At 30.6% G+C, this 11,426-nt stretch carries 10 protein-coding genes; 4 read left to right on the top strand and 6 right to left on the bottom strand.

What is annotated here, in order from left to right; genetic code table 11:
* Positions 1 to 147 precede the first annotated feature (147 nt).
* Entirely contained in the window at positions 148 to 1,530 is a 1,383-nt protein-coding gene (locus tag GFJ99_RS04080; RefSeq protein ID WP_153207646.1) for an exopolysaccharide biosynthesis polyprenyl glycosylphosphotransferase, read from the top strand.
* 31 nt (positions 1,531 to 1,561) lie between these two features.
* Here the strand turns inward: GFJ99_RS04080 and GFJ99_RS04075 are convergent, their stop codons facing one another.
* On the bottom strand, positions 1,562 to 2,686 hold the full coding sequence (locus tag GFJ99_RS04075; RefSeq protein WP_153207645.1) for a DUF4105 domain-containing protein: 1,125 nt from the start codon (positions 2,684 to 2,686) through the stop codon (positions 1,562 to 1,564).
* Between the two features lie 280 nt (positions 2,687 to 2,966).
* A complete protein-coding gene (locus GFJ99_RS04070; protein WP_008254284.1) occupies positions 2,967 to 3,998 on the bottom strand; it encodes a PorV/PorQ family protein in 1,032 nt (343 codons plus the stop codon).
* Positions 3,999 to 4,166: 168 nt separating this feature from the next.
* Between GFJ99_RS04070 and GFJ99_RS04065 the strand changes: the two genes are divergently transcribed.
* Positions 4,167 to 4,910 carry a phosphatidylcholine/phosphatidylserine synthase gene (locus GFJ99_RS04065; RefSeq protein WP_008254282.1) on the top strand — a complete coding sequence of 248 codons (744 nt, stop codon included), beginning with the start codon at positions 4,167 to 4,169 and terminating at the stop codon, positions 4,908 to 4,910.
* Positions 4,892 to 5,758: a glycoside hydrolase family 25 protein gene (locus GFJ99_RS04060; RefSeq protein ID WP_238990069.1), complete on the top strand. Its 867-nt coding sequence runs from the start codon at positions 4,892 to 4,894 to the stop codon at positions 5,756 to 5,758. Before GFJ99_RS04065 ends, GFJ99_RS04060 begins: the two co-directional genes overlap by 19 nt.
* A 241-nt stretch (positions 5,759 to 5,999) precedes the next feature.
* On the opposite strand, the gene lptB is transcribed toward GFJ99_RS04060, so the two are convergent.
* The 4 genes from lptB to GFJ99_RS04040 all read right to left on the bottom strand — a co-directional run bounded on the left by lptB (position 6,000) and on the right by GFJ99_RS04040 (position 9,059).
* The gene (gene lptB / locus GFJ99_RS04055; protein WP_153207644.1) at positions 6,000 to 6,797 is read right to left on the bottom strand and encodes an LPS export ABC transporter ATP-binding protein; all 798 of its coding nucleotides are present in this window, start codon (positions 6,795 to 6,797) and stop codon (positions 6,000 to 6,002) included.
* 121 nt (positions 6,798 to 6,918) lie between these two features.
* On the bottom strand, positions 6,919 to 7,269 hold the full coding sequence (locus GFJ99_RS04050) for a carboxymuconolactone decarboxylase family protein (RefSeq protein WP_153207643.1): 351 nt from the start codon (positions 7,267 to 7,269) through the stop codon (positions 6,919 to 6,921).
* Between the two features lie 3 nt (positions 7,270 to 7,272).
* Positions 7,273 to 8,094: a twin-arginine translocase subunit TatC gene (gene tatC, locus GFJ99_RS04045; RefSeq protein ID WP_153207642.1), complete on the bottom strand. Its 822-nt coding sequence runs from the start codon at positions 8,092 to 8,094 to the stop codon at positions 7,273 to 7,275.
* The gene (locus GFJ99_RS04040; protein WP_153207641.1) at positions 8,094 to 9,059 is read right to left on the bottom strand and encodes an SIS domain-containing protein; all 966 of its coding nucleotides are present in this window, start codon (positions 9,057 to 9,059) and stop codon (positions 8,094 to 8,096) included. Before GFJ99_RS04040 ends, tatC begins: the two co-directional genes overlap by 1 nt.
* An 85-nt stretch (positions 9,060 to 9,144) precedes the next feature.
* On the opposite strand from GFJ99_RS04040, the gene recQ reads away from it, so the two are divergent.
* Positions 9,145 to 11,340: a DNA helicase RecQ gene (gene recQ / locus GFJ99_RS04035; protein ID WP_153207640.1), complete on the top strand. Its 2,196-nt coding sequence runs from the start codon at positions 9,145 to 9,147 to the stop codon at positions 11,338 to 11,340.
* Positions 11,341 to 11,426 lie beyond the last annotated feature (86 nt).

Here is an 11,426-nt window from a genome sequence, read left to right as displayed (position 1 = left end):
GAATTGAATTTTATAATTTATTGTAAAACAACAAAATAAGCTTTAAAAAAATCAATTTAGTTGATTTTTTTTACTTTTTTAACAAAAATCAAATCTATATTTTCTAATCTATTTTAAATTTGTTACTTTGCAATACATCTTAAAAAAATGAGTGCATCACAAAAAATACATTTTGAAATTTCTGAACGCAAAATATTGTTGCGTTTTATAGACATATTTTTGACAATATTTGTATTGGCATTAATAGGTCATTATTTTCAATTTGATTATTTTAGAGTTTCACAATCTAATTTTTATTGGACAATTGTATTAGCAATCTATTTGCTTTTTTTTGGGACTATTTTTGAAATGTACAATTTACAAACCGCTAGTAATCGTTTTCAAATTTCAAAAAGTATTATTTTAACATCATCTGTCACGGTTTTGTTTTATTTGCTTACGCCATTTTATACTCCTGTATTACCTTCAAATCGTTTACAAATTCTTTTATTTTTCTTTTCAATTTTATTTTCATTATCACTATGGCGATATATTTATATTGTTTTCTTAGCGTCTAATCGCTTCATGAAAAAAGTCCTTTTTGTTGGAAATAGTAAAGATATAGATGCATTGGTTGCAGAACTTTCGAAGTTTAACCCTCATTATCATGTTGTTGGCTATTTGTCTGTTGGAGAATCTTCTTTTGAAGCAAAGGTAAAAAGAGTTTTAGAAGAAGATTTGGATGAATTTGTTTATAAAAATTATGTATCAGAAATTGTTGTTATTAGTTCAAAAAACAAATTAACATCTATTGATCTTTACAATAAGTTATTAAGTTTGCTTGAAAAAGGAATTGTAATTAGAAAATACAATCAAGTATACGAAAGCAGTACATATCGATTACCTATTAATTTCGAAGATAAAGAAATATATAAATTTTTCCCGTTTAGTAGAAGCAATCAAAATAAGTTGTATGTGTATTTTAATAGAATTTTTGATATTTCTTTTTCTTTAGTAGGTTTGTTTTTATTCTTTCTAGTTTCTCCAGTTTTATGGCTAGTAAATTTATTTTTTAATAAAGGAAGTTTCTTTTATACGCAAGAACGAATTGGAAAAAATGGGGTTCCTTTTACAATTTATAAAATGAGAACTATGGTTCCTAATGCCGAGCAAAATGGGGCTGTTTTTGCAACTGTAAATGATGTTAGAATTACTCCTTTTGGTAAGTTTCTTCGCAAGACGAGATTAGATGAATTACCTCAGTTTATTAATGTTCTAAAAGGTGATATGGCGATAATTGGACCTCGACCAGAGAGGCAAATATTTGTAGATGAAATTTCGGCTACTATTCCTTTGTATCAATCTCGACATGTAATTAAGCCAGGACTTACGGGTTGGGCTCAAGTGAATTATTCATACGGAGCTAGTCTTGAGGATAGTTTAATGAAATTACAGTACGATTTGTATTACATTAAACACAGAAGTTTGTTTTTAGATATTAATATTGTTATTAAAACGGTAAGTACTGTTTTATTTTTTAGAGGACAATAAAAATAGTTTAGATGGTTTAAAGTTTAAGAGTTTAAAAGGAAGTACTTTGTTTTGATCTTTTAATTTGTAACACAATTTTTCCAATCCAATAAAAATGAAGTGTCATAAAAGGCCAAACAATTTGTAAGTGAATTTTAGTAGTCATGTAAGCTAAATACACTAACAACATTGCCAATATAATTTTACCTAAAAGCAACGTTTTTTCGAAGTTTTCTTTTTTGTAATACCACGCAAAAATTAGTAAAAGTGGATTGAATAATAAGATGTTATAATTCCATAAGATTTCTTCGTGTAATGAATATAATCCCACTAAAGAGAAGAAAAGTCCTAATACTCCAGCAAAGATAAAGTAGCTAATTTTTATCCATTTTTTATTTAAAAGTACTAGTATTACTACAACTAGTAACAAGGAATAAATAGAGTTCAGCCAATTAAAAGGGATTTTTGCCTGATTTACTTGAAGGATTTTAGAATTATTTTTTTCTAAATTATTTCCGTTTACTTGTGTTTTTGATAGCGCATTTTTAAATTCGTAAGGTAAAAATAAGCGAGTTGCTGGTTCATCTACTTTTGCTCCAAAAATAAGTTGAATTCCTAATTTCATATAAAAATCACTCATGTAAGGATATAAGATTTCTCTATAAGATAAATTAGTCTGGTCTGATTTTATGAATTCCTGCCCAATTATTTTATTAATTTTATCCACTACCATTGTGGTACAATTTCTGTCAATAAATTTATAGGTATAAAATCGTTCGTCACTATAAACAGCGTAATTCAACTGTTGGTACAAACTGTTTATTTGAAAAGGAGTAAGATTCAATTCTTGTTCTATAATTTCGCGATTTTCTGCTTGATAATTGTAATAAAAATCAATAAAACTGCCATAAGTTACAAAGTATTGTAAATCACCTTTTATGAATCTTCCAATAAAGTTTGGAGTGCTAAAATCAAAAGCGCCATAATTGTATACAACGTCAATATGTTGAAGTTGGTCTTGTATTCTTATTCCTGTATGACCATACATGGCATAAGATTCTGGTCCTAAACCACAAGTAAGGATGCTAACTTTTGCTTTTTCAGAAAGTGAAATATTTTGGGAAAAAGCTATTGTTGTTAAAAATAATAGAAATGTAAAAAGTATTTTTTTAGTCATTCTTTTGTTGTTTCAGGTTTTTATCACGCGGATGATACTAATTCGCTTAGGCGAAACGCTGGTGTTTACTGATTTTTCAACACATAGGCACATAAGATTTACGTTGTCTATATTTTTAGGCGTTTCACTTGACATAATTCACATTAGATTTACGATTTTTTTTTATGCTATTCAAGTTTTATTTATGAACTTTTTCAACGTAATCAAATTTCACTTTAAAAACGTATATGTTTAGTTTTGTTTCAGGTTTCAAGTTTCGTCATCCATCATCTATCATCCATTATCTAAACAATTCCCAATCTATTTTTATTGAAAATATGTTTGAATATAGTGCGGCACTTTGATCACCTAAATCGGTTAATGCATAATCTACTTGAATTCCTTTGTATTTAAATCCAATACCAATGTTAGGTTGAAAACTCAGTTTTTTAGAATCATCAATTTGAGTAATTTGCTGAAAATTCCCAATACCTCCTCGTAAATATACCAAATCAATATAACCAAATTCAAATCCTAAAGCAGGATCAATACTAACTGCATTAGTAGATATAATGTCATTAGTTCTGGCAAATTGCATGTTTAAATTAGTAGCGGCTAATAAACTATAATCGTATCGAATTATCCACTTTTTAGACATTCCTAATTGTGCTTTTGGAAGTGTTATTTCTGAAGTTTCAGGTAATTCTTGATTTTCGCCGGGAATAGCATCAGCAATTTCTTGAAATTTTTCTTCATTAATTGTCCACGTGTTGTATGTAGTCGTAATATCTCGAATCATTAACCCAAATTTCCAATCTTCTTCATCACTTATATACTGAATCCCTAAATCGAAGCCAAAACCCCATGAATTTGCAAAATCTCCAATAACTCTTCGAATAACTTTAGCATTTACGCCGTAATTTAACCCTTCAATAGGCAAACTTCTGGCATATGAGGCAGTAAGCGCATAATCAGCTGTAGAAAAAAGTGAAATTCTATTGTAATCGATATTTCCCGCATTGTCAATTAACTGTGTAGTGTTTAAAATATCATCTACTCCAAATCGAATAATTGAAATTCCAACAGCACTTCTGTCATCAATTGGCATAGCAAATCCAGCATAATCATATTGTGCAATATTGGCAAAATAATTGGCATGCATTAAAGAAAATTGTTTGTCTTCTAAATTTAATAAACCCGCCGGATTCCAATATCCAGAATTTACGTCGCTTGTGTGTGAAACTACAGCATTAGACATACCTAAAGCCGCTGCATCTACCCCAATATTCATGAATTCATTTGAATATTTACGTACAGTTTGTCCGTAAGCCATACAGCTAAAGCAAATCAGAAAATATAAAGTGGTCTTTTTCAATGCCAATTTTTTTACAAAGATGAAATAAATTTCTCAAATAGTAAACTCTAAAAGTATTAACTTATTGTATTACATTTGCTGTAAATTATTTGAGGCTCTTATTTAGGGCATTTAAAAAATATTTGTATGCAAATTAAAAAACACATTCCAAACGCAATTACCTTGCTAAACTTAGCAGCCGGATTATTAGCAATTATAGCTATTTTTAAAGGATACTATGATGAAGCCTTTTTATTTGTTTGTTTGGGGATTTTCTTTGATTTTTGGGATGGATTTTTAGCCAGAAAATTCAAGGTTTCAGGACCATTAGGTGTTCAGTTAGATTCTTTGGCAGATATGGTAACTTGTGGTGTGGTGCCAGGATTAATGATGTTTGTTTTATTTCAAAACATTCAAGAAGATTCGACTTCAATTTATTATTTAACTGAAGATTATTTTTACATGGGCTTTGTGCCTTATTTAGGATTTTTAATTACATTGGCTTCTTGTTATCGTTTAGCAAAATTTAATATCGATACACGCCAAACCGATTCGTTTATAGGGTTGCCAACTCCTGCAAATGCATTAGTTATTATGAGCATACCTATGATTCAATATACTAATGATTTTGAATGGTTAACAACTATTTTATATAATCCATATGTTTTATTATTTGTTGTTATTTTAAGTGCTTTTATTTTAAATGCCGAAATTCCATTATTTTCTCTTAAAATAAAAGAATTTACTTGGGCAAAATATAAAATGCAAATTTTGTTTTTAATAGGTTCGTTATTGTCGTTTTTTGTTTTAGGATTTGTAGCAATACCATTAATTATTTTATGTTATGTGCTCCTTTCTTTAATTAGTAATAAATGGGCAGCAAAGGTTTAATGACTTCAAAAAAGTATATAAAAAAACCAACCGTACGAAAATCCAATCCGAAAAGTAAATGGATTTTTTACCTGATTTCTTTTGTTTTATTCCTGTTTATTGCGTTTGGGGTTTATAAATTCCGAGATGGATTCTTATACTATTTGGGATTTAAAACCGATAAAAATGTAGCTACTTTATCTAAAGAAGATAGAAAACTTGCTGATATTAGAATTTACGAAGTACTTCATAAACATGATGATAAAGCAATAGGTTTCGATGTTTCTGAATATCAAAGTAAAATCGATTGGGAACAAACCTATCATATAGATGAAGCTTTTGAATTATCATTCGTTTTTATTAGAGCAACTGCTGGAAAAAATAAAAAGGATAAACAATTCAACAGAAATTGGGAAGCAGCAAAAGAACGTCAATTAATTCGTGGGGCTTATCATTATTATCGTCCTAATGAAAATTCGATTGCTCAAGCTGAAAATTTTATAAAAATTGTAAAATTAGAAAAAGGCGATTTACCTCCAGTTTTGGATATTGAAAAATTACCAAAATCGCAATCGATAGATAGTTTAAAAGTAGGATTACGACGTTGGTTGAAAAAAGTAGAAAAGCATTATAAAGTGAAGCCGATAATTTATTCAGGAGAAAGTTATTATACCGATTTCTTGAAAAAAGAATTTTCAGATTATCCGCTTTGGATTGCCAATTATAATTTTTGGCGAAATCATCTAGAAAACGATTGGTTGTTTTGGCAATTTACAGAAAAGGCTCAAATTGAAGGTATTGAAGGAATGGTTGATCTTAATGTTTTTAACGGAGATAAAAATAAGTTGTTGTTGAAGTGTATTCGATGATTTAACCACAAAAGTCACAAGGAAGGCACAAAGAGCACTATTTTTTTACAACATAAGTACAATAGTTTTACTTTCTGTTGATTAAGTCCGAAGTATCGGACGTTTCGCTTGACATAGTTCATATTGTGCTTTACGTTTAGTTTGTCATGCTGCCAAGCATATCTTGAACGACAAAGAATACTATTAAAAAAAAAGAAATCTTAGTGGAACTTCGTGTTAAACTTCGTGCTATAAAAAAAAACTACTCTTTTTCTATATTTAATTCTCCTTTACCATGTATAATGGTGGTTTTCGGAGCATCAAAATCAATTTTAGTTTTACGTAATTCGAAATTTTGTCCAAGGTAAACACGTCTAACCATTTCGTCTGCTACTAATTCTTCTGGTTTTCCAGCTTTAAGAATTCCTCCTTCAAACATTAAGTAGGTTTTATCGGTAATGGCTAATGTTTCTTGTACGTTGTGGTCGGTAATTAAAATTCCGATGTTTTTATTTTTTAATTGAGCAACAATTCGCTGAATATCTTCCACTGCAACTGGGTCAACTCCGGCAAACGGTTCGTCTAAAAGAATGAATTTAGGGTCGGTTGCTAAAGCACGCGCAATCTCAGTTCTACGACGTTCACCTCCTGAAAGTAAATCGCCACGATTGGTTCGAATATGTTCCAATGCAAATTCAGCAATTAATTCTTCCATTTTAGCTTCTTGTTCCGCTTTTGAAAGCGTGGTCAATTGCAAAACACTCAAAATATTATCTTCAATACTTAATTTTCTAAAAACAGAAGCTTCTTGTGCTAAATAACCAATTCCGTTTTGTGCACGTTTGTACATAGGAAAGTTGGTAATATCCATATCATCTAGATAAATATTACCACTATTTGGCTTCACTAAACCTACAATCATGTAGAACGAAGTGGTTTTTCCGGCACCATTTGGACCTAATAAACCAACAATTTCCCCTTGATTTACTTCAACGGAAATTCCTTTTACTACACTTCTTTTTTTATAGGTTTTAACTAAGTTTTCTGCTCTAAGCTTCATAGTGTGGTTATGAGTTTAAAAGGTTATGAGTTTAAAAGACATTAGGGTACAAATAAACAAATAAACAATTTAACAGTTAAACGAATTAACAATAATTTATTTTCTGCCGACTAAATACTGCTTATTGAACACTTTCTTCAAGCGCTTCCCAAAATTCGTAAGCTCTTCTTAAGTGAGGAATTACAATGGTTCCGCCTACTAAAGTGGCAATTCCCATGCTTTCCATCATTTCTTCTTTAGTAACGCCATTTTTGTACGCGGTTTCTAAATGATATTTAATACAATCGTCGCAACGTAAAACGGCAGATGCTACTAAGCCTAATAATTCTTTAGTTTTTACGTCTAAAGCGCCTTCCATGTATGCGTTAGTATCAACATTAAAAATTCTTTTGATTACTTTATTGTTGTCTGCTAATAGTTTTTCGTTCATTTTAGAACGATAATCGTTAAATTCTTTTACTAAATCTGACATAATTTATGCTTTTAATTTTTCTTTTTCTTGATTTTTTACAACTAATACACTAATAAGTATACTGGCTTCATATAATATCATAATTGGTATTGCAACAATTACCTGACTAATTACATCGGGTGGTGTTATGATGGCCGATAAAATAAGTACAATTATTAAAGTATATTTTCTATATTTTCTTAAAAATTCAGGATTTACTAATCCTATTTTGGTTAGAAAGAAAATAATAATTGGTAATTCAAATAATAAACCACTTGCAATTGCCGATGTTTTCATTAAACTAATGTACGAATCAATATCTATGGAGTTGTTTATTTCTGGACTCACAATATAGCTAGCGAAAAATTGTACAGACAGCGGAGCAATTAAATAATATCCAAATAACACGCCTACAAAAAATAAGAATGAAGAAATAATGATAAATGAGGCAGCGTATTTCTTTTCATTTTCGTACAAAGCCGGACTAATAAATTTCCAAATTTCCCATAATATAAAAGGGAATGCAAAAATGAATCCAACTGTAATTGAAGTCCACATGTGCATTGAAAACTGTCCGCCCATTTCTCTATTTTGAATTGGAAGGTTAATTTCAGTTACACATAAACTTTTGTCTAAACCAAATTGTTGTGATAATTCACAAAAAAACTTATAAGTAACAAAGTCGGGACTTTTTGGTCCGAAAATAATTTCGTTAAAAATAAAGTCACTAAAGAAAAAAGCAATAGTTGCGCAAATTAAAATAGCCGCTGTGCTTCTTACTAATAACCATCTTAATTCTTCTAGATGGTCTAAAAACGACATTTCTTTTATGTTTTTATTTGCCATTATACAATTCCTTCTTTTAAAATATCGTGTAAGTGAAGAATTCCTTTATATTCATTATCGTCAACTACTACTAACTGAGTAATCGAATTGTTTTCTAAAATATCTAATGCTTCTGAAACTAGAATAGTTGAATTAATGTTTTTAGGGTTTTTTGTCATGATGTCTTGCGCTGTTAGATCAGCAAAAGTATCTCTATTGTTTAGCATTCTTCTAATGTCTCCATCTGTTACAATTCCAATTACCTGGTTGTTTTCGATAACGGCAGTTACACCTAAGCGTTTTTCAGATATTTCCATAATTACTCTTTTAATAGAAGCATCTGGCGGAACCATTGGTTTATGGGTTGTATCTAGCATGTCTTTTACTCGAAGCAATAGTTTTTTTCCTAAAGCTCCTCCAGGATGATAAATCGCAAAATCTTCGCTTTTAAAGTTGCGCATTTCCATTAAACAAACCGCTAAAGCATCTCCTAAAACCAATTGTGCGGTTGTGCTATTAGTAGGTGCTAAGTTATTCGGACAAGCTTCACTTTCTACATAAGCATGTAAAATATAGTGCGATTCTTTTCCTAAGAACGAATTCTTATCGGCTGTCATGCCTATTAAAGTATTTCCAAATCGTTTTAATAAGGGAGCTAATACTTTTATTTCAGGACTATTGCCACTTTTTGAAATACAAATAATAATATCTTCTGGTTGTACCATTCCTAAATCGCCATGAACAGCTTCAGCAGCATGTAAAAACATAGAAGGAGTTCCGGTAGAATTTAAAGTAGCTACAATCTTTTGAGCGATTAAAGCGCTTTTTCCTATTCCAGTTACTACTAATCTTCCTTTAGTGTTGTATATTTCGGTTACACTTTTGGCAAAATCATCGTCCAAGTAATTTACAAGGTTTTCAATGCTTTTACTTTCAGATAAAAGCGTTCGTTTTGCGGTTGCTAAAATAGTTTCAGTTGTGCTCAAAATAGAAATATTAAAAAATTTGTATGTATTAAAGAAAATCGTATCTTTATGTTTGCAAATTTAGGTAAAATCATATTAATAGAGAATGAATCCACACGAAATTGATTTACATAAAGAATTAAAGAAATATTTTGGTTTTAGCCAATTCAAAGGGCTTCAAGAACAAGTAGTTAAAAGTATTATTACAGGAAACAATACCTTTGTAATTATGCCTACTGGTGGCGGTAAGTCGCTTTGTTATCAATTGCCAGCATTGGTGTTAGAGGGAACTGCTATTGTAGTTTCTCCGCTAATTGCTTTGATGAAAAACCAAGTAGATGCTATTAGAAGTTTAAGTTCTGAGCATGGAATTGCTCATGTTTTAAACTCTTCTCTGAATAAAACAGAGATTGCAAATGTAAAAAAAGATATTACTTCAGGTATTACAAAGCTATTATATGTAGCTCCAGAATCCTTAACGAAGGAAGAATATATTGAATTTTTAAACAGTGTGCCCATATCTTTTGTTGCGATTGATGAAGCGCATTGTATTTCGGAATGGGGACATGATTTCCGTCCAGAATATCGAAATTTAAGAAATATTGTTCGTTTGTTAGGTGATGTGCCAATGATTGGTTTAACCGCAACGGCAACACCAAAAGTTCAGGAAGATATTTTAAAAAACTTGGATATGCCCGATGCTAATACGTTTAAAGCATCGTTCAATCGTCCTAATTTATATTACGAAGTACGTACAAAAACAAAAAATATTGAATCGGATATCATTCGATTTATTAAACAACACAAAGGGAAATCGGGTGTTATTTACTGTTTGAGTCGTAAAAAAGTGGAAGAAATTGCCCAAGTATTACAAGTAAATGGTATTAGTGCTGTTCCGTATCATGCGGGTTTAGATGCTAAAACTCGTGCCAAACATCAAGATATGTTCTTAATGGAAGATGTTGAAGTGGTGGTAGCTACTATTGCTTTTGGTATGGGAATCGATAAACCAGATGTTCGTTTTGTAATTCATCACGATATTCCAAAATCATTAGAAAGTTATTATCAAGAAACAGGTCGTGCTGGTCGAGATGGAGGAGAAGGTCATTGTTTGGCGTATTATTCATATAAAGACATTGAAAAGTTAGAAAAATTCCTTTCGGGTAAACCGGTTGCCGAACAAGAAATTGGTTTTGCTTTGCTACAAGAAGTAGTTGCTTATGCCGAAACTTCTATGTCGCGTCGTAAATTCTTGCTACATTATTTTGGTGAAGAATTTGACGGAGAAAACGGTGAAGGTGCCGATATGGATGATAATGTTCGCAATCCAAAGAAAAAGATAGAAGCACAAGATCAGGTAGTTACATTATTAAAAGTAGTTCGAGATACGAAACAATTATTTAAATCTAAAGAAGTTGTTTTTGCGCTTGTAGGTAAAGTTAATGCTATTATTAAAGCACAAAAAATAGATACGCAACCTTATTTTGGAAGTGGTGCTAGTTTTGATGAGAAATATTGGATGGCATTAATTCGTCAGGTTTTAGTTGATGGATTATTAACTAAAGATATTGAAACTTATGGTGTTTTAAAAATGGCAGATAAAGGTGAGGCTTTTATAAAGTCACCAACGTCATTTATGATGTCTGAAGATCATGAGTATAATGAAGAAGAAGATGAAGCTATAGTTACAGCAGCAAAATCTACAGGTACTGCTGACGAGGCTTTAATGAGCATGTTGCGTGATTTACGTAAAAAAGAAGCTAAAAAATTAGGTGTCCCTCCTTTTGTTATTTTTCAAGACCCTTCATTAGAAGATATGGCGTTGAAATATCCAATTTCTATAGATGAACTGAGTAATGTTCATGGAGTAGGAGAAGGAAAGGCTAAAAAATACGGAAAACCTTTTATCGATTTAATCAATAGATATGTAGAAGATAACGACATTATTCGTCCTGATGATTTGGTGGTGAAATCTACCGGAGCTAATTCTGGATTGAAATTGTATATCATTCAAAACGTTGATAGAAAATTAGCATTAGATGATATTTCAAAGGCAAAAGGATTATCTATGGATGATTTGCTAAAAGAAATGGAACAAATTGTATATTCTGGAACTAAATTAAATATTAGTTATTGGATAGATGATATTTTAGATGAAGACCAGCAAGAAGAAATTCATGATTATTTTATGGATTCTGAGTCCGATAATATAAAAGATGCTTTAAAAGAATTTGATGGCGACTACGATATAGAAGAACTTCGTTTAATGCGTATTAAGTTTATTAGCGAAGTAGCAAATTAATTATACATTTTTAAATAAGGAACACAGATTGTAATAATTTGAGAAATTCTAAATATAAAAATCCAAACTCCATTAAAAAAAGTTTG

This window comes from Flavobacterium sp. LMO6 (assembly GCF_009495795.1).
In the GTDB taxonomy this organism is placed as follows: domain Bacteria; phylum Bacteroidota; class Bacteroidia; order Flavobacteriales; family Flavobacteriaceae; genus Flavobacterium.
This window is presented reverse-complemented; position numbering and strand designations above follow the sequence as displayed.